The 24,498-nt window shown below is 68.8% G+C and carries 20 protein-coding genes; 5 read left to right on the top strand and 15 right to left on the bottom strand.

All coding sequences use genetic code 11. The features are described from left to right. The first annotated feature begins 24 nt into the window (after positions 1–24). Positions 25–684: a TetR/AcrR family transcriptional regulator gene (locus tag GFD21_RS01295; protein WP_163196108.1), complete on the top strand. Its 660-nt coding sequence runs from the start codon at positions 25–27 to the stop codon at positions 682–684. A 151-nt stretch (positions 685–835) separates the two neighbouring features. Continuing rightward, positions 836–2,161, top strand: coding sequence for an MFS transporter (locus GFD21_RS01290; protein ID WP_163196107.1), 1,326 nt, complete (start codon positions 836–838; stop codon positions 2,159–2,161). A gap of 54 nt (positions 2,162–2,215) precedes the next feature. On the opposite strand, the gene GFD21_RS01285 is transcribed toward GFD21_RS01290, so the two are convergent. From GFD21_RS01285 to GFD21_RS01240, 10 genes are all read right to left on the bottom strand, one after another. Then, the gene (locus GFD21_RS01285; protein ID WP_163196106.1) at positions 2,216–2,827 is read right to left on the bottom strand and encodes a hypothetical protein; all 612 of its coding nucleotides are present in this window, start codon (positions 2,825–2,827) and stop codon (positions 2,216–2,218) included. 74 nt (positions 2,828–2,901) lie between these two features. Beyond that, the gene (locus GFD21_RS01280) at positions 2,902–4,161 is read right to left on the bottom strand and encodes a class I SAM-dependent RNA methyltransferase (RefSeq protein WP_163196105.1); all 1,260 of its coding nucleotides are present in this window, start codon (positions 4,159–4,161) and stop codon (positions 2,902–2,904) included. A gap of 30 nt (positions 4,162–4,191) precedes the next feature. Next, complete coding sequence (locus GFD21_RS01275) at positions 4,192–4,929, bottom strand: DUF3159 domain-containing protein (RefSeq protein ID WP_404801542.1); 738 nt, start codon at positions 4,927–4,929, stop codon at positions 4,192–4,194. A gap of 2 nt (positions 4,930–4,931) precedes the next feature. Continuing rightward, the gene (locus GFD21_RS01270) at positions 4,932–5,801 is read right to left on the bottom strand and encodes a DUF3710 domain-containing protein (protein ID WP_163196104.1); all 870 of its coding nucleotides are present in this window, start codon (positions 5,799–5,801) and stop codon (positions 4,932–4,934) included. A 148-nt stretch (positions 5,802–5,949) separates the two neighbouring features. Then, the gene (locus GFD21_RS01265) at positions 5,950–6,807 is read right to left on the bottom strand and encodes an exodeoxyribonuclease III (protein WP_163196103.1); all 858 of its coding nucleotides are present in this window, start codon (positions 6,805–6,807) and stop codon (positions 5,950–5,952) included. A 76-nt stretch (positions 6,808–6,883) separates the two neighbouring features. Continuing rightward, entirely contained in the window at positions 6,884–8,899 is a 2,016-nt protein-coding gene (locus GFD21_RS01260) for a dipeptide ABC transporter ATP-binding protein (RefSeq protein WP_163196102.1), read from the bottom strand. A 19-nt stretch (positions 8,900–8,918) separates the two neighbouring features. After that, on the bottom strand, positions 8,919–9,887 hold the full coding sequence (locus GFD21_RS01255; protein WP_163196101.1) for an ABC transporter permease: 969 nt from the start codon (positions 9,885–9,887) through the stop codon (positions 8,919–8,921). Between the two features lie 20 nt (positions 9,888–9,907). Then, positions 9,908–10,834, bottom strand: coding sequence for an ABC transporter permease (locus GFD21_RS01250; protein ID WP_163196100.1), 927 nt, complete (start codon positions 10,832–10,834; stop codon positions 9,908–9,910). 290 nt (positions 10,835–11,124) lie between these two features. Then, a complete protein-coding gene (locus GFD21_RS01245; RefSeq protein ID WP_163196099.1) occupies positions 11,125–12,756 on the bottom strand; it encodes a peptide ABC transporter substrate-binding protein in 1,632 nt (543 codons plus the stop codon). A 307-nt stretch (positions 12,757–13,063) separates the two neighbouring features. After that, positions 13,064–14,074: a tyrosine recombinase XerC gene (locus GFD21_RS01240; protein WP_163196098.1), complete on the bottom strand. Its 1,011-nt coding sequence runs from the start codon at positions 14,072–14,074 to the stop codon at positions 13,064–13,066. Positions 14,075–14,178: 104 nt separating this feature from the next. Here GFD21_RS01240 and GFD21_RS01235 point away from each other — a divergent pair, with 104 nt between their 5' ends. From GFD21_RS01235 to GFD21_RS01225, 3 genes are all read left to right on the top strand, one after another. After that, the gene (locus tag GFD21_RS01235) at positions 14,179–15,033 is read left to right on the top strand and encodes an ABC transporter ATP-binding protein (protein WP_163196097.1); all 855 of its coding nucleotides are present in this window, start codon (positions 14,179–14,181) and stop codon (positions 15,031–15,033) included. Next, a complete protein-coding gene (locus GFD21_RS01230; RefSeq protein WP_163196096.1) occupies positions 15,030–17,921 on the top strand; it encodes an ABC transporter permease in 2,892 nt (963 codons plus the stop codon). Before GFD21_RS01235 ends, GFD21_RS01230 begins: the two co-directional genes overlap by 4 nt. 83 nt (positions 17,922–18,004) lie before the next feature. After that, positions 18,005–18,256 carry a DUF6725 family protein gene (locus GFD21_RS01225; protein ID WP_163196095.1) on the top strand — a complete coding sequence of 84 codons (252 nt, stop codon included), beginning with the start codon at positions 18,005–18,007 and terminating at the stop codon, positions 18,254–18,256. A 56-nt stretch (positions 18,257–18,312) separates the two neighbouring features. Here GFD21_RS01225 and GFD21_RS01220 read toward each other — a convergent pair whose 3' ends face one another. The 5 genes from GFD21_RS01220 to GFD21_RS01200 all read right to left on the bottom strand — a co-directional run bounded on the left by GFD21_RS01220 (position 18,313) and on the right by GFD21_RS01200 (position 24,377). Then, a complete protein-coding gene (locus tag GFD21_RS01220) occupies positions 18,313–19,434 on the bottom strand; it encodes a prephenate dehydrogenase (protein ID WP_163196094.1) in 1,122 nt (373 codons plus the stop codon). After that, positions 19,428–20,444, bottom strand: a complete 1,017-nt coding sequence (locus GFD21_RS01215; RefSeq protein ID WP_163196093.1) for a prephenate dehydratase — start codon at positions 20,442–20,444, stop codon at positions 19,428–19,430. Before GFD21_RS01215 ends, GFD21_RS01220 begins: the two co-directional genes overlap by 7 nt. Positions 20,445–20,535: 91 nt before the next feature. Continuing rightward, positions 20,536–21,069, bottom strand: coding sequence for an alcohol dehydrogenase (locus GFD21_RS01210; protein WP_404801541.1), 534 nt, complete (start codon positions 21,067–21,069; stop codon positions 20,536–20,538). Positions 21,070–21,200: 131 nt separating this feature from the next. After that, on the bottom strand, positions 21,201–23,129 hold the full coding sequence (gene typA / locus GFD21_RS01205) for a translational GTPase TypA (protein ID WP_163196092.1): 1,929 nt from the start codon (positions 23,127–23,129) through the stop codon (positions 21,201–21,203). 246 nt (positions 23,130–23,375) lie between these two features. Continuing rightward, positions 23,376–24,377: a 4-hydroxy-3-methylbut-2-enyl diphosphate reductase gene (locus tag GFD21_RS01200; protein WP_163196091.1), complete on the bottom strand. Its 1,002-nt coding sequence runs from the start codon at positions 24,375–24,377 to the stop codon at positions 23,376–23,378. Between the last annotated feature and the right edge of the window lie 121 nt (positions 24,378–24,498).

The following is a 24,498-nucleotide window of genomic DNA, read 5'->3' as shown; positions in this document are numbered from 1 at the left end:
GGAAGAACACGAAAGGAGGAGGCCATGGAGCACCATCCGCATCACGAGGACACCGAACGGCGAATTCTCGATTCCGCGCGCAGGCTCTTCGCCGAGAAAGGCTACGAGAAGACGTCCATCCAGGACATCCTGAACGACCTGGGCCTGTCCAAAGGCGGGCTCTACCACCATTTCAAATCGAAGGAGGCGATCCTCGAGCAACTGAACGCCGACGAGTGGGCCGTCACCGCACGCCTCCTCGACGAGCTCATCGGCCGCAAGGACATGAGCGCGATCGAAAAACTGCGTATGCTCATCGTCTCCGCCGTGGACGCCCCCGATCATCTGGACCTCGTCCGCTCCCAGCTGGCGCTGCTCAAGGATCCCGCGTTCTTCACCGCGAACATGCGCTTCTGGTCGACGGGACTGCCCAAGTCCTTCCGCTCGCTCATCGACCTGGGGGTGCGGGACGGCTCCATTCCCACGACGTATCCCGAGGAGGCGGCGCAGCTGCTCTCACTCCTCGGCAACTACTGGCTCATGCCCTGCTTCTACCCCGCCGAGCGCGCCGACATGGAGCGCCGCATCCGCTGCCTCGCCACGATGCTCGACGCCATCGGCGTGCCGGTGTTCGACGAGACCCTCATCTCGCGGGCGGTCAAGGGCCTCACAGCCTTGGCGCCGGAGGGTGAAGCGTCCGCATAGGCCGGCATCCAGGCATACCCCACCGATTACGGCGCCCACGCAATGGGGACGTTCCCGATCCATTCGCATGGGCGCTTTTCATTGCCCTATACAGACCGACGGTCGGTCTGAAAACAGCTGTCCGACAGGAATCAGGAAAAGGAGATCCACGATGACGAACGCATCCGAATGCACGGCCCGACCGCAAACGGGCCAAGCCACCAACCCATTACGCACGCGCGACTTCCATCTGCTTGTCGCAGGTCTCGGCATATCGCTCTTCGCCAACCTCATGCTGCGGTTCGCCATGTCCATGTGGGTGCTTGACGAGACCGGCTCGGCGGCGGCGTTCGCCTCCATCCTCACCGCGAGCATCCTGCCCACGATCCTGCTCTCGCCCCTCGGCGGCGTTGTGGCGGACCGCACGAACCGCCGGACCGTCATGGTGGCGCTCGACGCGCTCTCCGCCGCGACGGTGCTCGTCTGCGCCGCGGTCTTCTCGTTCACTGGCTTCAACCTGGCGGCGATCGCCATGATGCAGGTGGCGCTCGCCGTGCTCGACGCCATGGAGACGCCCACAGTGCAAGCGGCGTTGCCGCAGATGTTCCGCTCCCACGGGGAGGACGTGATGCGCCGCGCCATGGCAATGGTGAACGTGGTGAACCAGACGAGCATGCTCGTGCCGGCCATGCTCGGCGGCGTGCTCTACGCGATGGTGGGCGTGATGCCCATGATGGGCGTCGCGATCGCGGGATTCGGCACGGCCGCCGTCGTGGAGTGCTTCATCCGGCTCGGCGCACCGGAACGCGGCGACGGCGGGCACGCCTCCGCCCTGGACGACCTGCGCGCGGCAGGACGCTTCCTCACGCACGAACGCCCTTCCATGCTGCACCTGGTGCTGATCTGCGCCGCGCTCAACTTCCTGGTGACGGGATACGCGGAGGTCGGCTTCCCCTACATGGTACGGACCGTGCTGGGATTCGGCTCGACGGCGTACGGACTCGCATACGGCCTCGTGGGCGCGTCCGGGCTGCTCGGCGCACTCGCCGGCGGACGGGCCGCGAAATCGCTTGCCATGCGACGCTTCCCGACGGCGATCGCCGCCTTCTCACTCACCATCCTGCCCCAGGCGTTCGCCATGATCCTTCCCATGGGCGCGGATCTGCGCTTTGCGGTGCTCACGGCGGGCACCTGCGGGACCATGGTCGCCATCACCCTCGCGAATCTCATCGCCGTGCCGGCGGTCCAGCTGGGCTGCCCCGAGGACATGACCGGCAAGGTGATGTCGCTCGCGCTCTCCACGAGCATGTGCGCCCAGCCCCTCGGACAGGTCACATACGGCTGGGCATACAGCACCTTCCCGGCGGGAATGGTCCTGGCGATGACGTTCGTGCTGACCATCGCAATGCTGCCGCCGGTCATACGCGTGGCGCGGCGCTTCCGGGAGGCCCCGTCCGCAACGCTTCCGCAACCAGGCCATGCCATTGACATCGCTTGAGGCCAGTGCCGGCACGAAAACGGCACGCGGGCGACGCCGCGACTCCCCTATCCCCTACCGAACGGTGGAGACCATGATCTCCCGGGCGTGAGGTTCGTCGTTGACGACCGCCATCACCGCGTCGTCCACGGGCGTGGCGTCGGCGGCGCGGTCGTTGACGGTGAACGTGCCCGCGTAGAGACGCGCGTCGGCGGGCGCGTGCACGGGCGAAAGCAGCACGACGGGGATGCCGGCCTCGCGGGCGTCCCTCAATGCGGAATCCCAACCGTCCTTGTCGGCCGTGGCATCGATGTCGGCGACGACGACCAGGCTCACGACGCGCGAGACCATGTCGCGCACGCCCTGCTGCTGGGCGTGCGCCGCGACCGCCGCGGCCTCGGAGGAACCGGAACCGCCGGAGTCCTTCACCGACACGTACGCCGTCTCCAAATCGGCGTCAGAGAGCGCGTCCAGCACGGGACCGTCCGCCGTGGCCTGCTTCGACCCGACGAGGCCGATGACCACGTCGTCGCGCACGGTGCCCGTGTGGGCGACGCGCGGCGCATAATCCTGCGTGTCGCCGACCGCCGCGCCCTGCGGCGTGCACGCGGCCAGCGACAGCGAGCACGCGACGCATGCCACGGCGCCGACCATGCGCACCCATCGGCGCGGCCGTCGCGTCGTCATGGCCATCCCCTTCGTCGTCATCATCCGGTTTCCGATATACGTGTTCCCGCGCGTCCCCATGTCAACAACGCCATTCAGCCGCGGCGGAACAGGGCGACCGTCTCGACGTGATGGGTCATCGGGTAGATGTCGTAGGCGCGCACGTCGACCGGCTCGTAGCCGAGTTCGCGCAACGTGCCGGTGTCGCGGGCGAGACTGGTCGGGTCGCAGGCGATGTAGATGATCGATCGCGCGCCGGAGGCCTCCATCTGGCGGCAGACCTTGGCGCGGGCGCCGGCACGCGGCGGATCGAGCACGATGAGGTCGGGACGCCCGAGGTGCGCGGGTACGCGGGCGAGCGTCCTGGCCACGTCGCCGCAGCGCACGTCCACTTCGGACAGGCCGAGCCGGCGCAGGTTGCGCTGCTGGCTGGACACCGCGTCGCGGCCTCCCTCGACGCTGAGCATGCGCGTGCGCTCCGCGACGAGCGTGGCCAGCGGCAGCGTGAACAGGCCGGATCCGGAGTAGAGGTCCCAGATGACGGCGTCGTCGCGGCCGTCGAGTTCGCGGCGCGCCAGGTCGATGACGTGGTTCGCCAGGGCGACGGGCGCCTGACGGTGGATCTGCCAGAAGCCGTTCGCGTCGACATGGTAGGTGAACGTGATGCCGCCGACCGTGACGCGTTCGGTGAGCGTGCGCGAACCGGCCTTCAGCTCGCCGTCGACGAGGACGGCGTAGTCGTCGGACGGGGTCTCGCCGCCGCGCGGTTCGGGAACGGACAGGCGGATCTGCGACCCCGGTTCGAACCCGCCGTCCCACACGCCGCGGGAGGACGCCACGTCGAGCAGCGTTCCCGTGGCCAACGGCATCGTGTCGAGGGGGACGCGCACGTGCGTGCCGCGACGGCGCATGGACGGCCTGCCGTCCTCGTCGGCGATCATCTCGATGCGTGTGCGCCAGTTGAGTCCGCCGAGTTCCTCGTCGCCGTCCATGCGCTCGACGGGCACGGCGATGTCGACATGGCCGAGGCGGCCGAGCTGTTCGGAGACGGTGACGGCCTTCCATCGAAGCTGGCCGGGCAGGGAGACATGCACCAGGTCGGCGCCTCCCACGCCTCCGCCCATGGCGAGGGGCCCGGCGAGCGGCCATGCGGGTTCGACGCGGTCCTCGCTCGGTTCGACGACCTCGACGACCTCGCCGGTCCAGAACCGGTCGTCGCGGTCGTGGGGTTCGTCGAGCCTGACGCGCACGAGTTCGCCGGGCAGGGCGAACCGCACGAAGACGACGCGCCCGTCGATGTGGGCCACGCAACGGCCCTGGTCGGCGTATCGTTCGATGCGGACTTCAGCTTCCATGGGTTCCTTTCGGCTTGTCGGCTTGCGGGCTCAGCCGGCGGATGGGGACGGGGCCGGCGGTTCGTGCGAAGCGGCGGCATGTGCGGCCGCGGACGCCTTGTGCCGGTGCAGCGGCGTGGCGATGACCAGATAGCTGACCCATATGGCCAGCGCCCAGAACGGGATGCCCATGATCAGGCGGGTCACGCCCAGGGCGGCGACGTGGTCGGTGACGTACAGGGGCACCTGCACCGCCAGGCGCAGGACGAACAGCCCCAGCCACAGGCCGGTGATCGCCATGTACGCGCGTTTGAGGTCGCGGTCGTCCATCCAGCCGTGGAACCATGCGCCGAAGCGTTCGGTGGGCAGTTGGCGGATGAACTCGATGACCAGTCCCAGGCCGGGCACGCGCACCGCCAACGAGACGCCGAGCAGCACCGCGTACACGGCGTTGGTGATGAATCCGAGCATGTAGTAGTTGCGGGCCTCGTGGCTCTTCCACGCCCACACCAGGCAGATGCCCACGGCGATCAGGCCGCTGACCGCGCCCATCACCGACTGGCGCTGCACGAGGCGCGCGAGCACCTGCACGACGGCCAGCGCCGCGGAGACGCCGATGGTGAGGTTGAGGTCGTTCGTCGCGATGAACAGCACGACGAACACGACGCCGGGCAGCATCGATTCGACGACGCCGCGCGGACCGCCGATCGCGTCGATGACGGAGAAGTCCTCGTCGGCGCCGGCCGTGGCGAGCGCGCCCAGGCCGGTGCGTTTCCTCTGGTCGGACACCGTCAGCGGACTTCGGAGAACATGGGGCCGCGCGACAGGGTCGTCTTGACCTCGGTCTGCTGGTCCTGGCTCAGCGGGCCGTCCGGGCGGGTGGGCACGTCCTTGAGGTGCTCCTTGCCTTCCGCCTGGCCTTCGCCTTCGGCGGAGGCCTTCGCGGCCTTGCGCTCGGCGGGGCCGACCGGCGGGTGCATGGGGATGAGGTCGCGCGGCGCGAGCGGCTCCTCGCCGCGTTCGACGACGATGTCGGCGAAGAACCGGTTGAGCGCCTTGGTCTCCTCGGCGTCCGAATCGGTGGCGGCCACGCCGGAGAAGATGCCACGCAGCATCCAACGCGGGCCGTCCACGCCGACGATGCGGGTGATCACGGTCTTGCCGCCCTTCACCTCGACGGGCAGACGCACCTCGGTGCCGAACACGCCGTCGGCCGCGGAAGCCTTTTTGTTCGCGGCGAGGAAGTCCTCGCGCCAGTCCTCCCACAGGCCGAGGGTCTTCGGCGCGGCGTACGCCTCGATCTCCAGGCTGGAGTTCCCGTACGTGATGGTGGAGCCGAGGATGGCTCGGGTGGCGCGGTTCGCCTTGATGCGCAGCTCGATGTGCTGCATGAACGGCAGGTAGTAGGCGCCCAGATCGAGGTAGTCGTCGTAGTCGGGCACGTCCTCGTCGTTCACGTCCCACGGGCCGCGTTCCTCGCCGCGGCCCTCGTATTCGGAGCTGGCCTCGGGCAGCGCGGCGGCCGCGGTCTCCTCCGCGGTCTCGCTGTCCGCCTTGGCGGCGGCGTTCGCGGCGGCGGCCGCCTTGGCGTCCTCGTCCTGGACCTCGGCGGGCTTCGCCTCGGCCTTGTCCTTCTTCTTGCCGAATCCGAACAGTCCCATGGTTCCTCGTTTCATGTGCTTACGGTTGCAACCCTCAAAAGCCTAGCACCCGGCCTTGCGTTTGCCTGTGAGCGCCACGTGCGCCGGCCGGCGCCCGAGGCGTGGCCGGCCCGCCGTCCCCTCGCACGCTCCGCACGTCCCATACGTCTCACACGTCGTAGCGGATGCTCAGCGGCGCGTGGTCGGACCAGCGGCCCTCATAGGTGGGGGCCTTGTCGATGACGAAGCCGCGGGCGGTCTCGGCGAGCTCCGGCGTGGCGAACTGGTAGTCGATGCGCCAGCCGACGTTGTTGTCGAAGGCGCGGCCGCGCTGGCTCCACCACGTGTACGGTCCCTGGATCCCGCCGGCGAGGTCGCGCGTGACGTCCACGAACTCGTACTCGTCGAGCCAGCGGTCCACGTAGGCGCGCTCGGCGGGCAGGAAGCCGGCGTGCTTCGCGTTGCCCTTCGCGTTCTTGATGTCGAGCGGCGTGTGGGCGATGTTGAAGTCGCCGCACAGCACGGCCTGGCGCCCGCCCTTCGCCGCCTCGTCGCGCAGTTCGCCCATGCGTGTGAGCATCGTGTCGAGGAACCGGTACTTCTGCGCCATCTTGGTCTCGTCGTCGGCGTTGCCGGCGTGCACGTACACGCTCGCGACGGTGATCGAATAGCCCTGCGGGGTGACGACGTCCGCCTCGATCCAGCGGCCGGAGTCGACGTCCTCGTCGAGGCCGGGCAGGCCGTGCCTCACGGCGGTGACCTCGAGCGCCGAAAGCATGGCCACGCCGGCGCGGCCCTTGACGCGGCACACCTCGTTGACGCGATTGAGCGCCGCGGGGCCCTCGACGCGCCCCGCCTCGGCGTAATCGGCGGCGAGGCCGTCGAGAATCGGATCGAGCTCGTCCTGCGGGGCGCGCACCTCCTGCATGCACCACACGTCGGGCGTGTTGCGTCTTGCCCATTCCTCCACGCCCTTGCGCCTGGCCGCGCGGATGCCGTTCATGTTCGATGTCGCGATGGTGATCATGCGGCTCACTATACGCCATATGGGAAAGGCTCCCTCTCAAGGAGAGAAGGAGCCTTTCGTCGCGGGACGGACGCGCTCAGTCGAGGCCGAGCTTGAGCTTGCCGCCGGGGATGGCGTCGAGCAGGTCGCGGGTGTACTGCATCTTCGGATGGTCGAACACCTCGTCGGTGGTGGCGTGCTCGACCAGACGGCCATGCTGCATCACCACGACCTCGTCGGCGATCTGGCGCACGACGGCCAGATCATGGGTGATGAACAGGTAGCTCAGGCCCTTTTCGGCCTGCAGGTCGTTGAGCAGGCGCAGCACCTGGTCCTGCACGAGCACGTCGAGGGCGGAGACCGCCTCGTCGCACACGATCACGTCCGGGTTGAGGGCCATGGCTCGCGCGATGGCGATGCGCTGGCGCTGGCCGCCGGACAGCTCGTTCGGATAGCGGGTCATCACGGACTCGGGCAGTTCGACCATGTCGAGCAGCTCGCGCACGCGCTTGGCGCGGCTCGTCTTGTCGCCGATGCCGTGGATGCGCAGCGGCTCCTCGATGGAACGGTAGATGGAGTACATCGGGTCGAGCGAGCCGTACGGGTTCTGGAACACCGGCTGCACGTGGCGGCGGAACTCGAGGAGCTCCTTGCCTGTGAGGGCGGTGATGTCCTTGCCCTCGTAGAGCGCCTTGCCCTTGGTGGGCGTCAGGAGCTTGAGCACCATGTTCGCCACGGTGGACTTGCCCGAGCCGGACTCGCCCACGATGGCCAGCGTGGAGCCGCGCTTGACGGAGAAGGACACATCGTCGACGGCCTTGAACATCTCCTTCCTGCGCGGGAGCTTGAACTCCTTGGTCAGGTGGTCGACGACGATGACGTTCTCGCTCTTCTCGAGCTTGTCCTCGCCGACGACGTGGTGTTCGAGCAGCGCGTCCGCGTCCTCGCCGCGCTCGTGCGCGGAGATGATGCGCTGGGAGGCGAGCGACGGGGCGGCCGCGACCAGGCGCTTGGTGTACGGGTGCTGCGGGTGCTGGAGCACCTCGAGCGACGGGCCGGATTCGACGACCTGCCCCTTGTACATCACGACGATGTGCTGGGCGCGCTCGGCGGCGAGGCCCAGGTCGTGGGTGATGAACAGCACGGCGGTGCCGAGCGAGTCGGTGAGCATGTGCAGGTGGTCGAGGATCTTCTTCTGCACGGTCACGTCGAGCGCGGAGGTCGGCTCGTCGGCGATGAGCAGATCGGGTCGGCAGGCGAGGCCGATGGCGATGAGCGCGCGCTGGCGCATGCCGCCGGAGAACTCGTGCGGATACTGGCGGGCGCGGGTGGCCGCGTCGGGCAGGCCGGCCTCGCTCAGCAGGCCCGCGATGCGGTCGTCCATGGTGGAGCCGGTGACGTGGGCCTTGGCGATGGCCCAGGCCTTGTCCTCGCCCACGCCGGCCTTGATGAGGTCGTCGGCGACGCGCCAGCGGGTTTCGGAGCCGGGCACCCACTCGCCCTTGAAGTAGTCCATGGACCTGGCGGCCGCCTCCTCGCCCACGCCGGCCTCGGCCAGCGCGGCCTTGGCGGCGTCGAGCAGGGCGGGAAGCTCGGCGGAGCCGATGAACGTCTCGTCGTCGTTGCCCTTGAGCTCGACGTCCGCCTCCTCGCCGGCCAGGGCCTTGGCGAGGGCGGAGCGCTTCTCGTGCGCCACGTCCATGTTGTTGGCGGTGAGCGCCTCCTTGACCTGCGTGCCGATGCGGTACACCGGGTTGAGGTTGCTCATCGGGTCCTGCGGGACGAGGCCCATCTTGTCGCCGCGCAGCTTGTCGAAGTCCTTGGGCTTCAGGCCCGTGAGCTCCTGGCCGTCGAGCTTGATGGAGCCGCCGACCACGTGGCCGGTGCCGGGCAGCAGGCCGAGCACGGCCATGGCGGACGTGGACTTGCCGGAGCCGGATTCGCCGACGATGGCCACCCACTGGCCGGGGTAGACGGAGAATGACGCGTTGCGCACGGCGTGCACGGCGCGCTTGTCGTCGGTGGTGAAGTCGATGGCGAGGTTCTTCACCTCGAGCAGCGGGCCGTGGGCCTTCTGCATCTCGACGATCTTGGCATCGTTCGTGTTTTCCATTTGTCTTCCTACCTCACACTCAGGCCGTGCGGCTCTTCGGATCGAGGGCGTCCTTGACGGCGTCGCCCATCATGATGAAGCTCAGCACGGTTATGGCCAGCGCCACGGACGGGTAGAACAGCACCATCGGGTTGGTCATCAGGTTGACCTGAGCCTGGGAGATGTCGCCGCCCCAGCTGACGGTCGTGGTCGGCAGGCCGACGCCGAGGAAGCTCAGCGTGGCCTCGGACACGATGTAGGAGCCGAGGGAGGTGGTGCCGATGACGATGATCGGCGCCAGGGCGTTCGGGATGATGTGGCGGAACAGGTTCCTCATCGGCGTGGAGCCGAGCGCGGTGGACGCGGTGTTGAACTCGAGGTTCTTCGCCTCCATCACCGAGCCGCGGGCGATGCGCGCGGTGGACACCCAGCCGAACAGGGCGAGCACGAGCACGACCTTCCAGATGGAGCTGGAGGTGCGGAACATCTGCAGCACGACGATGGCGCCCAGCAGGAACGGGATCGAGTAGAAGATGTCGATGATGCGGCTCAGCAGCGCGTCGACCCAGCCGCCGCAGAAGCCGGCGACGGCGCCGATGAGCGTGCCGATGGCCACGACGATGATCGTGGTGAGCAGACCCACGGACAGCGAGGTGCGGGTGCCGTACACGGTGCGGGCGAACACGTCGCAGCCCTGGAAGTCGTAGCCGAACGGATGGCCGGCCTCGGCCTCGCCGAGCGAGTTGTCGAGGTTGCAGTAGTTCGGGTCGACCTTGGTGATCACGCCGGGGAACAGCGCGACGAAGACGATGCACACGATGAGCAGGCCGGAGATGATGAACAGCGGGTTCTTGCGCAGCGTACGCCACGCGTCGGCCCACATGCTGGTGGCCGGGGCGGATTCGTCGACCTTGTCGACGTCCTGCAGCGGGGTCTCGTCGATCGGGGCGACGTAGCGCTCCTGGCCGGGCAGCGTCTCGTAGACGGAAGGCTTGGTTTCGTCGGTCATGATGGTCCTTTCCTCCCTCGTCACTCGTAGCGGATGCGCGGGTCGAGCGCCGCGTACAGCATGTCGACGATCAGGTTGCAGATCACGAACACGAGCAGCAGCAGCGTGACGATGGAGACGACGAGGTTGCCTTCGCCCTTGAGGATGCTCTGGTAGGTGAGGAAGCCGACGCCGTGGATGTTGAAGATCTGCTCGGTGATCATGGCGCCGCCCATGAGGGCGCCGAGGTCCTGGCCGAGGTACGTGACCACGGGGATCAGCGAGTTGCGCAGCACGTGGCGGGTCATCACGGATCCGTTGGACATGCCCTTGGCGCGCGCGGTGCGCACGTAGTCCTGCGCGATGTTCGAGGAGATCTCGGAACGGGTGAGGCGGATGATGTAGGCCATGGAGACCGATCCCAGCACCATCGCCGGGAACAGCAGCTCGGTGAAGGTCGGGTTCGAGCTGGCGGTCACCGGGATGAGGCTCCACTGCACGCCGAGGAAGTACTGGCCGGCGAAGCCGGTGACGAACGTCGGCACGGAGATGAGCAGCAGGGAGACGATGAGGATCACCGAGTCGTACCACTTGCCCTTCTTGAGGCCGGAGATGATGCCGAACACCACGCCGAAGATCGCTTCGAAGCAGAACGCCATGACCGCCAGCTTGATGGTGACCGGGAACGCGCGCCCGATCTCGTCGATGACCGGCTGGCCGGCGAAGGTGTTGCCGAAGTCCAGCGTGAACGCGTTCTTGAGGAACAGCAGGTACTGGATGATGAACGGCTTGTCGAGGTTGTATTCGGCGCGGATCTGGGCGGCGACCGCTTCATTGACCGGCTTGTCACCGAACATCGCCTTGACCGGATCACCCGGCAGCGCGAAGACGAGGGCATAGACCAGCAGCGTCGCACCGAGAACCACGGGGATCATCTGCAGGATACGGCGCAGAAGATATTTGCCCATCGGTTTCTCCTTGGATTCACGGACCGGCCCCGTCGCCCCCGGCGCGGCCCGTGGGCGCGCCAAAGCGCCCAGCCGGTCGCTAAGTACCCCGTAAGTTTACCCTACGGGTTGACACCAATGTTTCACGAAGGTGAATCGGGGGTTGATTCCGTTTCCATCCGTTCGACGCGCACGGATGGGAACGGGCGGGATGCGCGCCGGTATGCGCAAAAAGGGGTCGGAACCCGTTGCGGGTTCCGACCCCTCCATGGTCGCGGTTCGCGGGGAACCGGATCAGGCGAGCGTCAGGCTCACTTGGTCAGCTCCTCGTAGACCGGCAGGTTCTGCCAGTTCATCTCGAAGCCCTTGACGCTGGTGCTCGCGACGCCGGCGGCGTTGGAGTAGTACAGCGGGATGGCCGGCAGGTCGTTGAGGAGGATCTCCTGGGCCTGCTGGTAGATCTTGTTGGCGTCCTCGGTGGACTTGGCGGCGTAGGCCTCGTCCATCAGCTTGTCGAACTCGGCGTTCTTGTAGTCGCCGTCGTTGGAGCCGTTGCCGTCGGCGGCGGAGGAGGCGTACAGCTGGAACAGGTAGTTCTCGGCGGACGGGTAGTCCGGCTGCCAGCCGGTGCGGAAGGCGCCCTTGATCTGGCGGTTGGTGACCGCGTCGCGGAACTCCTGGAAGGTCGGCATCGGGTTGGTGGCCGCGTCGATGCCCAGGTTGTTCTTGAGCTGGTTGACGATGGCGTCGTAGATCGGCTTGGCGCCGCCGTCGGCGTTGTAGGCGAAGGTCAGCTGGCCGTCGTACTTGGAGATGGCGTCGGCCTTGGCCCACAGCTCCTTGGCCTTGGCGGCGTTGAACTTGAGGTTGTCGGCGCCCTTGAGGGAGCTGGAGTAGCCCGGGGTGAGCGGGGAGGTGAACTCGGTGGCCGGGGTGGCGATGCCGCCGAGGACCTTGTCCGTCAGCTGCTCGCGGTTGATGGCCATGGAGATGGCCTGGCGGCGCAGCTGGCCTTCCTCGGTGTTGGTCTGGAAGTGCTCGAGGTTGGACGGGATGGTGAAGGTCTGGGACACGGAGCCGGCCTTGTTGTAGGCCTGGACCTTCGGATCCTTCTGGAAGGTCTTGGTGGCGGAGGCCGGGACGGACTCCATCACGTCGAGGTTGCCGGCCTGGATGTCGGCGTAGGCGGCCTTGTCGTCGGTGTAGATCTTGAAGGTCACGCCGTCGTTCTTCGGCACGTCATTGCCCTTGTAGTCGGGGTTCTTGACGAGGTCGATCTCCTTGTTGTGGTCCCACTTGGAGAACTTGTACGGGCCGTTGCCGACCGGGGCCTCGCCGAAGGCCTTCGGGTCCTTGTAGAAGGACTCCGGCAGCGGGGCGAACGCCAGGTAGCCGACCTTGATCGGGAAGGTGGCGTCCGGCTGGGACATGTCCACGGTGAAGGTGTGGTCGTCGACGACCTTGAGGCCGGAGAGCTGCTCGTCGCCCTTCAGGTTCTTGGCGTCCTGCAGATCGGTGAAGCCCTTGATGGTGGAGAAGAAGGAGGAGCACTTCTGGGCGTTCTTCGCGTTGGCGACGTAGCTCCAGGCCTTGGTGAAGGACTCGGCGGTCACCGGGGTGCCGTCGGTGAACTTCCAGCCGTCCTTGATCTTGATGGTGTACTGGGTGGCGTCGTCGTTCGGGGTGATGGACTCGGCCACTTCGTTGGAGGCGTTGCCCTTGGCTTCGAAGGAGACGAGGCGGGCGAACAGCAGGTCGCCCGGCTTGCCGCCGCCGGTCTCGTTGGTGTTGCCCGGGATCAGCGGGTTCTGCGGCTCGGAAGCGTACGCGGTGATGATGTTGCTCGAAGCGGAGCTGCTGGAGCTGCTGGAAGAACCGCAGCCGCCCAGCATGGTCGCGACGGCGCACACGGCCGCGGCGATAGCCAGAGCTTTCTTCTTCATGTGATTTCTCCTATGTCATCCGGACGCGTGGTTCGCGTCCGTCCCAAGCGAAAGGGGCGGGCGGCTTACGGCCGGCCCAACCCCTTTGCTGATCGCATCCCATTGTGCCCCAGATTGGAGACACCATGTTACTTGTTTGCGAATATTCGGTGAATGGGCTTGCGGGAGTCTGGGGAAACGCTTCGGTTTTCCATGGCTTTCGTGAAGATTTCCGAAAATCTCATATTGCGGACAATCACCGGGTTCCGCCGGCGCACGGGACCCGTGGCTCCCCTTCCCCGGCATGCGGCGCCGGGGCGCCACGGGGCTACGCCCGGGGGAACGCCTGCGCGTAGCGTGACTTGAGCTGTTCGATGGACACGTGCGTGTACCGCTGCGTGGTCTTCAGCGAGGAGTGGCCGAGCATCTCCTGCACCTCGCGCAGGTCCGCCCCGCCGTCGAGCAGGTGCGTGGCCGCCGAGTGCCGCAGCGCGTGCGGCGAGATGTCCGGCACGCCTGCCCTGCGCGACTCCTCGTGCACGACGTCGCGCGCGATGCGCTGGTTGAGCCTGCCGCCGCGCGAACCGAGGAACAACGCCCGGCACGACCCGTCGCCGTGCAGCAGCACGGGTCTGCCCCCGTCCAGCCACGCCAGCAGCGCGCGCTGCGCGGGCAGACCGAACGGCACGACCCGCTGCCTGTTCCCCTTGCCGGTGACCCTGACGGTGCGCGAGGAGAAGTCCACGTCGGCCACGTCGAGGCCGACGAGCTCGGCCACGCGGATGCCGGTGGCGTAGAGCAGTTCGAGCACCGCCGCGTCGCGCAGCCGCAGTGCGGCGCGACGCGGGTCGTCCCGGCGCGGCGCCCGCGCACGGACGTCCGGGGCCCCGACGGCCGTTGCCCCGGCCATTCCCCCGGCGCCATCGTCCGCGCCCGCGCCGGGACCGCCGGCGCGCGCATCGTCGTCGGCCGTGTCCATCAGCTTCTCGGCCTGCGACTCGGTGAGCACGGCCGGCAGCGTGTCGGGGATCTTCGGCGTCATCAGCATCGCCGCCGGGTCCGAGGCCGTCACCCCGTGATCACGCGCCCACGAGAAGAAACGGCGTACGGACACGGTCTTGCGCGCCATGCTGGAACGGGCGTGCGAGCGTGATTCGCGGGCCATCCACGCACGCAGGTCCTCGAGCGTCACCTCGTTGAGGTCCTCGACGCCGAGCGTCTCGAGCAGACGCAGACACTCCCCCACATCCGTGCCGTACGCCTTGAGCGTATTCGCGCTCAGGCCGCGGTTCGCGCCGAGGAACGCCAGGAACGCGCGCAGCTGACCGTCGAACCGCATGGGGTCCCCTTTCCCTGTCTCCCGGGCCGCCCGCGGCGGCCGGCGGCCCGACGGCCGCCTTCGGATAGACTATAACCGTTCGCAACACGGGGAAACGGGGCAAGATGGCACGACATTCGGCCGCATCGGTGGCGGCGCTGAAGGACAGGGTCGACGACGGGCCGGGGACGGCGCCGGACGCGGTCGCGCGGGCCATCGACCTGACGAAGGCCTACGGGGACGCCGACGCGCGGGTGGTGGCGCTCGACCATGTGAACGTCTCGTTCACGCGTGGCGAGATGACCGCCATCATGGGCCCGTCCGGATCGGGCAAGTCCACGCTCATGCACTGCATGGCCGGCCTCGACACGCCCACCTCGGGCCGCGTGGTGGTCGAAGGGCTCGAGGTCTCGTCGATGAACCAGCGGCAGCTCACGAAACTGCGCCGCACGCGGATCGGGTTCATCTTCCAATCGTTCAACCTGGTGCCCACGCTGAGCGCCGAGGAGAACATCCTGCTGCCGCTGCAGATCGCGAAACGGCCCATCGACCGCGTCTGGTTCGACAAGGTCGTCGACGTCACGGGCCTGCGCCCGCGCCTGACGCACCGTCCCAGCCAACTGTCCGGCGGACAGCAGCAGCGCGTCGCCTGCGCCCGCGCCATCATGGCCAGGCCGTCGGTCATCTTCGCCGACGAGCCGACCGGCAACCTCGACTCGCGTTCCAGCCGCGAGGTGCTCGGTTTCCTCAAGGATTCGGTGCACGAGTACGGCCAGACCATCGTGATGGTGACGCACGACCCGCGCGCCGCCTCGTACGCGGACCGCGTGCTCGTGCTCGCCGACGGGCGCATCACCCGCGACCTGAGGCACCCCTCCTACGAGGAGATCCTCGACGTGTTCGCCACCGAAGGCGACGAGGACCGGGAAAACGGTCCCGCGCAGGCGGCGGACGCGCATGGCGCGGGGGCCGGCGCATGATCCGCATCGGCCTGCGCGACGCCCGCGCGCACCTGCCGCGCTTCGTGATGTCGATCATCGCCATCGCCCTCGGCGTGTCCTTCGTGGTCGGCTCGTTCTGCTTCCGCGAGATGATGAACGACCAGGTGGACCAGATGCTCGGCTCGAACACCGACGCCGACGTGTACGTGCGCGGCGTCGCGGAGAGGAAGGACGACGCCTCCGCGGCGACGGCGACCGGCTCGGACGGCTCGTCCTCGTCCCTGAAGACCTACAACGACATCGACGTCTCGCTCGTGGACGACGTCGCCAAGGTCGCGGGCGTCGCGAGGGCCGGGGTCACTTATTCGACGTCCGGCACGCTCGTGCTCGTCGCGAAGGACGGCAACGCGGTCTCCTCGATGGGCTCGCCGACGATGGGCATCGGTCTGGAAAAGGGGACGTGGAGGTCGGCCCGGCTGGAGCACGGCCGGTGGGCGAGGAACCGGCATGAAATCGCCCTGCACGCGTTCGCCGCCAAGACGGCGGGCCTCGGGGTGGGCGACACGACGAAGCTCGTCTACCCGTCCGGACCCGAGGACGTGAAGGTGGTCGGCGTGTTCGACACCGACGTCTCCCAGGCGGGCGCGATCATCATCGGGCTCGCCCCGTCGGTGGCCAGGGAGGTCGTCCAGGAGAAGACCGGCGAGATCGGGGTCACGCAGTACATCACCGTGTACGGTTCGGCCGACGGCGGCGGCCCGCTGAACGACGCGCAGCAGCGCGAACTCGCCGCGCGCGTGAGGAAGGCGCTGCCGAAGGGGTCGAAGGCCACGGCGATCACCGGCGACCGGCTGCGCGACGAATACTCGCGGTCCATCAAGGACCAGCTGGGCTTCATCCAGCCGCTCATCCTCATCTTCGGCGTCATCGCGCTGTTCGTCGGCTCGTTCATCATCGCGAACACGTTCTCGATGATCGTGCGCGAATCGATGCGCGGCTATGCGCTGCTGCGCTCGGTGGGCGCCTCCCCCGCCCAGGTGTTCTCCACGGTCGTCGTGCAGGCGCTGCTGCTCGGCCTGGTCGGTTCGGGCGCGGGCATCGCGCTCGGCTGGGGCATGGTGCGCCTCATCGTCTTCGGCCTCGCGCAGGCGGGCACGCCGATGACCGGCGCCGCGACGCCGGGCCCCACGGACATGCTCGTCGGCCTCGCCGTCGGATTGGCCGTCACGCTCGTCGGGGCGGCGCTTCCCGCACGCCGCGCCGCGACCGCGCCGCCCATCCAGGCGATGAACGAGACCGTGAACCCGGAGAAGCCGGTCCTGCCGCGTGGCGTCGCCGGCGTCGCGATGGTCGTGCTCGGCGCGGCGTGCTGGGCGTACTGCGTGGCGGTCGCACGCGCCGGCGATACGGGCGATCCCACGCCGTTCGCGCCGCTCAACGCGCTGGCGGAACGCGTGGGTGCGGGCTGGCCGCTCGGCGCGGGCGCGGCGTTGATCGTCGTGGGCGTGATCGTGCTCTCCCCCGCGCTGGTCGCCCCCGCGGGCACGGTGCTCGGCTGGCTGCCCGCGCACGTGTTCCCGGTGACCGGACGCCTCGCCACGCGCAATCTCGCACGGCAGAAACGACGCACCGCGAACACGGCGGCCGCCCTGTTCGTCGGCGTGGCGATCGTGAGCTGCCTGGCGGTGGTCGCCTCCTCGGCGAAGGCCTCGGTCGCCGGCATCGTCGACACGGGGCTCAAATCCGATTTCACCGCCATGTCCGCGTCCTCGGGGCGCATCCCCGACGATGCGGTCTCGGCGATCAGGAAGACGAAGGGCGTGGCCTCCGTGTCGCAAAGCCGCATGCTCATGGGCGTCACCTACGGTTCGGGCAAGGACGCGGCACAGGCGATGACGTTCGCCGAGCAGCCGTCCCTGTTCTCCAAGGTGTTCGCCCCCGTGACCAATGCGGGCGACGCGGACAGGGCGCTTAAAAGCGGGGAGCTCGTCGTCGGCCTCACCGTCGCGCAGGACAACGGCTGGAAGGTCGGCGACACGGTGCGTGTCAACGGCAGACGCGTCGTCGTCGACGAGGAGGCCACCGCGAAGGCGCAGGCCGATTACCGGGCGCAGGTGGAGGCGAAAACCGCCGACCTCACGGCCCAGGCGCAGCGGCTCGCCGCAGCGGGCGACGCGGACGGCGCGCAGGCCAAGGCCGACGAGGCGCGGCGGGCGGCCGAGGACGCCGCGAACGTGGACCCGTCCACGCTGGTGCGCACGACGACCGAGACCACGCATGTGAAGGTGAGGGTCGGCGCGATCATCGAGAATTCCGTCTACCGGTCGATGGTGCTGATGAACGACGACCTCGCCGAACGGGTGAACAACGAGAACACGATGTTCACCATCATGCTGTTCGTCAACGCGCGCGACGGCGCCGACACGGCCACTGTGAAGAAGCGCCTCGTCAAGGCGGTCAAGCCTTTCTACGTGATCAACGTGCAGGACCGCGACGAGTTCAAATCCTCGATGTCCACGATGGTCGACCAGATCCTCATCATCCTGTACGCGCTGCTCGCCCTGTCCATCGTCATCGCCGTGTTCGGCATCGTGAACACGCTCGCCCTGAGCGTGTCGGAGCGCACGCGCGAGATCGGCCTGCTGCGCGCGGTGGGCACGTCGCGCGGCCAGGTGCGCGGCATGCTGGCCATCGAGGCGTCGCTGATCGCCGTGCTCGGCACGCTGCTCGGCGTGGTCGTGGGCGTGGCGGCGGGCGCGGTGATCCGCGTCGTCTACGAGTCGGACGGATTGGAGCGGCTGTCGGTCCCGTGGGACCAGCTGGGCGCGTTCCTCGTCCTGGCCGTCCTCGTGGGCGTCGTCGCCGCACTGCCGCCGGCCCGCCGCGCGCTGAAGGTGCCCGTGCTCGACGCCGTGTCCGCCGAATAGGCCGGGTCGTCCGCGCGATGCGCCGTTCACGGGGTACAGTGGAAGGTCATCCGAAACATCGTGGTTCGGGGGAAGGACACATCATGGCATTGCCAAGGCAGATCCCGTCGGGCGCACGGGTCGTCGTGCGCGTCATCGAGGGCGTGGACCCGGCGGACGGGCGCACCAAGTTCCGTGACTTCGTGGGGCACGTGCTCGCCTGGGACGGCCGCACGCTGGAGCTGTCGCGCGACGCGGCCGCGAACGGCTCGCGGCCGCAGCAGCGCGTGAGCATCGACGCGGACACCATCGCCACGCTCAAGCCGGTGCCGGAACGCCCCCGTGTGCGGCCCTGAAGCCGTGTAGGACCGTCGCCGCCCGCACACGTCCCGGCACGCGGGAACCGACGGTCCTACACCGCGGAACGCAGCTGCACACGCGCCTCGCCCGGTCCCGTGAACGCGATCACGTGTTCGCCGCGGCGGGCGGAGGCGAGCAGGCCGGCCTGCCAGTCGCGCATGTCGTAGCGCAGGTCCCGCTCCTCGTATGCGGCTGCGGATGCCGCGGAAGCGGCGCCGGGGGCGCCAGGGGCGCCGTCCCGTTCCGTCCGCGCGATGGCGCGCTGGCGGGCCTTGTAGTCGCGGAACGGCTGTCCCTGCGAGAAGAATCCGAGCATGTCCGCCTGCGCGCGGCCGCGCACGGCGCCGTCGCGCGACCGTTCGTCGCGCAGCAGGTCGGCGGCGGCGAGCAGCCGCGAGGCCATGTCGCGCAGCAGCCGTTCCACGTTTTCGGCGTCCTCCTCGACCATCGCGCGCGTGCGGTCCGGATCGGTGAGGGCCACGCGCGTCATGTCGCGCCAGCTGCCGGCGGCGAGCGCCGCGGCGATGTTGCGGTCCGGGTCGGCGACGAGCGTGTCGATCATCGCGGTCGCCACGACGTGCGGCATGTGGCTGATGAGCGCGGCGGCGCGGTCGTGCGTGTCGTCGTCGAGGACGATGACATGGTTCCCGACGTCTTCGGTGATGAGCCGCGCCACGGCGAGGAACCGTTCGTACGCGGTGGAGGGGGTGACGGTCACGGCCCATAGGGCGTCGTCGTAGAGATGCGGGTCGGCGGCGCCCCATCCGGACAGTTCGTTGCCTGCCATCGGGTGTGCGCCGACGTAGCGGTCCGCGAGTCCCGCGGCCTCCACCTGGTCGCGCACCATGCCCTTGACGCTGCCCACGTCGGTGAGCGTGACGGCGGGATGCGCGTCGAGCAGCGGTCCGAGCGCGGCGAGGATGTCGGGCATGGCCTTGAGCGGGTTGCACAGGACGATGACGTCCGGGCCCGCGGCGACGAGGTCGGCGAGCGTTGCGGCGCAGCGGATGCCGTCCGCCTCGGCCTGCGCGTACGGGTGCGGGCGGTGGTTCCATGCGACGACGCCGGCGCCGCGTCCGACGAGGCGGCGCGCCAGCGATCCGCCGATCAACCCGAGCCCGACGACGCCGACGAGCGGCCGCGCGTCCCAAGCGGCGTTCCTCTCCCCTACCACAGCAGTTCCCTTTCCGTCGTCTCCGTGTCCTTCCAATCGTTGTCGATGCGTGTGGCGTCCAGGTGCACGCCGCCCCGGGGCAGGCGCCAGGCGTCGACGGGCGGCGCCGGGCGGTCGCGCCGCGGGTACACGGCAAGCGTCTTGAGCCAGATGCCGTGCGTGGCGAGCGTGGCGAGCACGTCGCGGAAACGGGGCTCCCAGGGCGCGGCGTCGAGCGTGTCGATGAAGCTGTAGGTGCCGTCGTCGCCTTTGATGGGGCGGGACATGAAGCTGGTCATGTTCAGGCCGGCATCGCGCAGGATGTCGAGCACGTTGGCGATGACGCCCGGTCCGGTGACCAGCGGGATGAACGTGATGATGGTCTCGAAATCGGTCTCGTGCACGCGGGCGCGGGCGTTGGACGCACGCACGTCGTCGCGCGTGCCGAGGACGAGGAAGTCGGTGTGCGCGCCTTCGAAGTCCTGCACACGCGGGGCGAGGGTGTCGAGCCCGTAGAGTTCGCCGCAGATGTGCGGTCCCAGGGCGACGCCGCCCGGTTCGAGGTCGCGGCAGGCGGCCGCGTTGGACGAGGCGGGCGTGGGCGTGAGCCGATGGTCGGCGATGAAGCGTTTGCATTGGGCGAGCCCGTGCGGGTGCGCGCTGACGGGGATCGCGACGGGGCCGGGACCGGCGGCGTCGCGTGCGGCGAGGGGATCGTCGCCGCGGCGCGTGAACGCGTCGAACGCGACGTCGACGCGCACGCGTGCGAGGCCGGCGACGTCGGTCGCGTCGATGAGCGCGTCGAGGTTCGGCACCACGTAGCCTTCGACGTTGTTCTCCCAGGCGATGACCCCCCAGCCCCGACCCGAACGGACCGCCTCCATGATGGCGGGCACGTCCGGCAGCGCGACGAGGTCGAAGCCCGTCGGCCCGCCCGACGTCCCGCCCGCGAGCTGCGCGGCGGCGTCCATCGCCGCCTGATGCGTGAACGTGCCTTCCGGCCCGAGATAGAACAACCGTTTGCGTGTCATAGGTCCCTACTGTAGCGAATGGGGGACGGCGGGCCCGATGGTGTCCGTCATCGGAAACGCCGTTCCGTCGCCGGCGACGCCGGGACCGGCCTCACCTGCCGGAGGGGTCCTCCCCTGCGGCGTCCCGTCGCGGCGGGATGCGGAACCAGGAGGAGGGCATGGCCAGCATGACGACCTGGACAAGGATCACGCCGTACAGCCATGCGTAGCCGGCGTGCTGGCTGAAGAACGGCGCCGCCGTGCTGAACCCGGCGACGACGAGCGCGTCCCCGCCCGGGCCGCCGAACAGGGCGATCCCCCATGCGCCGGCGGAGGAGGCGATGAGGTGCAGGGCGAGGCCGGTCACGCCCTGGCGCGCGCGGGCGCAGTAGGTGGACAGCGCCGTGATGGCGTAGGCGAGGGCGAGGCCGTAGGGGATGTTCATCGAGGCGCCCATGCGGTGCGCGAGCGTGCCGACGAGCGCGACGCCGAGTCCGGCGAGCAGCGTGACGGCGGTCCTGCCCGCGGCCGGCAGACGATGGGACCACGGCATGAGCGACGACGGGTCGTCATGCCGGCGCGCGGCGGCGCGGCCGGACGCGGTGTTGCGGCCGGATGCCGTGTTGCGGTTGCGCTTCTTGCTCATGGACCTCACCTTAGTACGTGGATGCCGGGGATACGGGAAGGTCCTCCCCATGCGGGAAGGACCTTCGTCGTCGGGGACGGGCGGACGCGGCCGGGACGTCCGTGAGGGCCGTCAGGGCCGCAGGCCGGCCGTCACTTGTTGTTGGCGGCGTTCTGGCGGCGCTGCTTGGCGCGCCACTTGTACCAGTCCTCGCGGCCGAGGATGATCTTGCGCACGCGGATGGACTCCGGGGTGACCTCGACGCACTCGTCCTCGTTCGCGAAGTCGAGGGACTCCTCGAGGCTCATCTTGATCGGCGGGGTGAGCGTCTCGAGCACGTCGGCGGTGGAGGAGCGCATGTTGGTCATGTGCTTGGCGAGCGTGATGTTCACGTCCAGCTCGTCGGGCTTGTTGTTCACGCCCACGACCTGGCCCTCGTACACCGGGGACTGCGGCTCGACGAAGAAGTTGCCGCGCGCCTGGAGGCGCTGCATGGCGTACGGGGTGGCGACGCCCTGGCGGTCGGAGACCATCGAGCCGTTCTGGCGGATGGTGATCTGGCCGGCCCACGGCGCGTAGCCGGCGGAGATGGAGGAGGAGATGCCGGTGCCGCGGGTGGCGCTCAGCAGCGCGGTGCGGAAGCCGATGAGGCCGCGGGACGGGACGGTGAACTGCAGACGCACCCAGCCGGAGCCGTGGTTGGTCATGCCGTCCATGCGGCCCTTGCGGTCGGCCATGAGCTGGGTGACGGTGCCCATGTACTCCTCGGGCACGTCGATGGTGGTGTTCTCCATCGGCTCGTTGACCACGCCGTCGATCTTCTTGGTGACGACCTGCGGGCGGCCGACGGTCAGCTCGTAGCCCTCGCGGCGCATCTGCTCGGCGAGCACGGCCAGGGCGAGCTCGCCGCGGCCCTGGACCTCCCAGGCGTCCGGACGGTCGGTGGGCAGCACCTTGATGGACACGTTGCCGATGAGCTCGCGGTCGAGGCGGTCCTTGATCATGCGGGCGGTGAGCTTGTGGTCCTTGCCCTCGGTGCCGGCCAGCGGGGAGTCGTTGACGCCGAAGGTCATGGAGATGGCCGGGTCGTCGACGTGGATGAGCGGCAGCGGCTTCGGGTCGTTCGGGTCGACGATGGTCTCGCCGATCATGATGTCGTTGACGCCGGCGACGGCGACGATGTCGCCGGGACCCGCGGATTCGACGGGCGTGCGCTCGAGGCCCTGCGTGCGCAGGAGCTCGGCGACGCGGAAGTTCTCGATGGAGCCGTCCACACGGCTCAGGCCGTAGGTCTTGCCCTTCTCCAGCGTGCCGTTGTAGATGCGCACGAGGCCGAGACGGCCGAGGAAGTCGGAGGAGTCGATGTTGGCGACGTGGGCCTGCAGCGGCGCGCCCTCCTCGTACTCCGGGGCGGGGATGTTGGAGATGATGGCCTCGAACAGCGGCTCGAGGTTGTCGTTGTCCGGCAGGCCGCCGTCCTGGGGCTGGTTCACGGAGGCGTAGCCGGCCTTGGCGGCGCAGTAGATGACCGGCATGTCGAGCAGCTGGTCGAGGTCGAGGTCGATGCCCTCGTGCTGCACGTCGTCGGCCAGGCCGAGCAGCAGGTCGGAGGTCTCGCCGACGACCTCCTCGATGCGGGCGTCCGGACGGTCGACCTTGTTCACGCACAGGATGACCGGCAGCTTGGCCTCGAGCGCCTTGCGCAGCACGAAGCGGGTCTGCGGCAGCGGGCCCTCGGAGGCGTCGACGAGCAGGACGACGCCGTCGACCATGGAGATGCCGCGCTCGACCTCGCCGCCGAAGTCGGCGTGGCCGGGGGTGTCGATGATGTTGAGGGTGATGCCCTCCGGGTGGCCGTACTTGGCGGCCAGCGGGCCGGTGTACTCCACGGCCGTGTTCTTGGCGAGGATGGTGATGCCCTTCTCGCGCTCCAGGTCGTTGGAGTCCATCACGCGATCCGGAACCTCCTCGCGCTCGGAGAACACGTGGGACTGCTGGAGCATCGCGTTCACCAGCGTGGTCTTGCCGTGGTCGACGTGAGCCACAATCGCCACATTACGGATATCACCGCGAACCGCCATCGAAACCTCTCTTAATCGATTGTTGTTTTGTCGCGTAACCGCACGGCGCCGGGCCTCGCCCGCCGCCGGCTTGCTTGCCTCAAATTGGTGCTTGCCTGCACTGATACACAAACCGACACGATGATAGCCAGACGGCTTGACCGTGCCCGCCCGCGGGGTCACCGCCTGCGGAGTTCCGCAGACTGAGCCGTATAACGGAAAGCCCAGTGGGCTTTCCGTAGGCGAAGTGAGCAGCTTGCTGCGAAGTTACCGGCGGCGAAGCTCCGCCGGTAATACGAAGTGCATGTTCTCCTTGGTGGTCTCCACCGAATCCATGCCGGTGTAGCCCATGTCCCTCAGGGAGGCGACCACCCCGTCGACGTATTCCTCCGGCACGGAAGCCCCCGAGGAGACGCCCACGGCCTCGACGCCCTCGAACCACGAGCGGTCGAGGTCCCCGGCGTCGTCGACGCGGTGGGCGCGGCCCCGCGCGCCGAGCCCCTCCTGGGCCACTTCGACCAGGCGCACCGAGTTCGAGGAGTTCGCCGACCCGACGATCACCACGCAGTCCGAGCGTTCGGCGACGAGCTTGACGGCCGCCTGGCGGTTGGAGGTCGCGTAGCAGATGTCCGAGCTGGGCGGCATCTCGATCCACGGGAAGCGCCCCTTGAGCGCCGCGATGGTGCCGGCGGTCTCGTCGACGCTCAGCGTGGTCTGGGTGAGCAGCACGAGCTTCGTCCCCGGTTCGAACGCGAGCGTGGCCACGTCTCCCTCGTGTTCGATGAGGTGCACGTGGTCCGGGGCCTCCCCCACCACGCCGACGGCCTCGTCGTGCCCCTCGTGGCCGATGTAGACGATCTCGTATCCGGCGCGCATGAACCGCAGCACCTCGCGGTGCACCTTGGCGACCAGCGGGCAGGTGGCGTCCACCACGTTGAGCCCCCGCGCCTCCGCCTCCGCCTTGACGGCCGGCGAGACCCCGTGCGCCGAGAACACGACCGGCACGCCGGCGGCGGCGGCCTCGTCCGGGATCTGCGAGAGCTCCTCGACGAACACCGCGCCCTGCGAGGCGAGGTCCTCGACGACATGCTTGTTGTGGACGATCTGGCGCCGCACGTACACCGGCGGCAGTCCTCCCGCCGATGCGCCGTCGCCCCGCGCGCCCGCGGTGCCGCGGGATGCGCCGAGGATCGTGCGCACGGTGAGGATCGCCCGGTCCACGCCCGCGCAGAACCCGCGTGGATCGGCCAATACGATGCGTTTCGCCATGTCGTCCGTCGTCCTTTCCGGCGGCGCCGGTCGCGTCGCCATGCCACGCCCGACTCTACCGCACGGCGGCCACCGGCCCACAAGGCGCACATCGGCCATGTGCGCCCCGCAAAAACGGCGG

The sequence above is a fragment of the Bifidobacterium platyrrhinorum genome, assembly GCF_010667645.1.
GTDB lineage: Bacteria > Actinomycetota > Actinomycetes > Actinomycetales > Bifidobacteriaceae > Bifidobacterium > Bifidobacterium platyrrhinorum.
The sequence above is the reverse complement of the archived record's forward strand: the minus strand, read 5'-3'. Positions and strand labels throughout refer to the sequence as shown.

Coding starts and splice junctions, on each gene's coding strand:
- GFD21_RS01215 (WP_163196093.1), bottom strand. CDS start 20,444: ATGACACGCAAACGGTTGTTCTATCTCGGGCCGGAAGGCACGTTCACG.
- GFD21_RS01255 (WP_163196101.1), bottom strand. CDS start 9,887: ATGACCGACGAAACCAAGCCTTCCGTCTACGAGACGCTGCCCGGCCAG.
- GFD21_RS01240 (WP_163196098.1), bottom strand. CDS start 14,074: ATGCGGTTCGACGGTCAGCTGCGCGCGTTCCTGGCGTTCCTCGGCGCG.
- GFD21_RS01270 (WP_163196104.1), bottom strand. CDS start 5,801: ATGGGACTGTTCGGATTCGGCAAGAAGAAGGACAAGGCCGAGGCGAAG.
- GFD21_RS01295 (WP_163196108.1), top strand. CDS start 25: ATGGAGCACCATCCGCATCACGAGGACACCGAACGGCGAATTCTCGAT.
- GFD21_RS01235 (WP_163196097.1), top strand. CDS start 14,179: ATGGCACGACATTCGGCCGCATCGGTGGCGGCGCTGAAGGACAGGGTC.
- GFD21_RS01230 (WP_163196096.1), top strand. CDS start 15,030: ATGATCCGCATCGGCCTGCGCGACGCCCGCGCGCACCTGCCGCGCTTC.
- GFD21_RS01280 (WP_163196105.1), bottom strand. CDS start 4,161: ATGGAAGCTGAAGTCCGCATCGAACGATACGCCGACCAGGGCCGTTGC.
- GFD21_RS01285 (WP_163196106.1), bottom strand. CDS start 2,827: ATGACGACGCGACGGCCGCGCCGATGGGTGCGCATGGTCGGCGCCGTG.
- GFD21_RS01225 (WP_163196095.1), top strand. CDS start 18,005: ATGGCATTGCCAAGGCAGATCCCGTCGGGCGCACGGGTCGTCGTGCGC.
- GFD21_RS01200 (WP_163196091.1), bottom strand. CDS start 24,377: ATGGCGAAACGCATCGTATTGGCCGATCCACGCGGGTTCTGCGCGGGC.
- GFD21_RS01250 (WP_163196100.1), bottom strand. CDS start 10,834: ATGGGCAAATATCTTCTGCGCCGTATCCTGCAGATGATCCCCGTGGTT.
- GFD21_RS01210 (WP_404801541.1), bottom strand. CDS start 21,069: ATGAGCAAGAAGCGCAACCGCAACACGGCATCCGGCCGCAACACCGCG.
- GFD21_RS01260 (WP_163196102.1), bottom strand. CDS start 8,899: ATGGAAAACACGAACGATGCCAAGATCGTCGAGATGCAGAAGGCCCAC.
- GFD21_RS01265 (WP_163196103.1), bottom strand. CDS start 6,807: ATGATCACCATCGCGACATCGAACATGAACGGCATCCGCGCGGCCAGG.
- typA (WP_163196092.1), bottom strand. CDS start 23,129: ATGGCGGTTCGCGGTGATATCCGTAATGTGGCGATTGTGGCTCACGTC.
- GFD21_RS01290 (WP_163196107.1), top strand. CDS start 836: ATGACGAACGCATCCGAATGCACGGCCCGACCGCAAACGGGCCAAGCC.
- GFD21_RS01245 (WP_163196099.1), bottom strand. CDS start 12,756: ATGAAGAAGAAAGCTCTGGCTATCGCCGCGGCCGTGTGCGCCGTCGCG.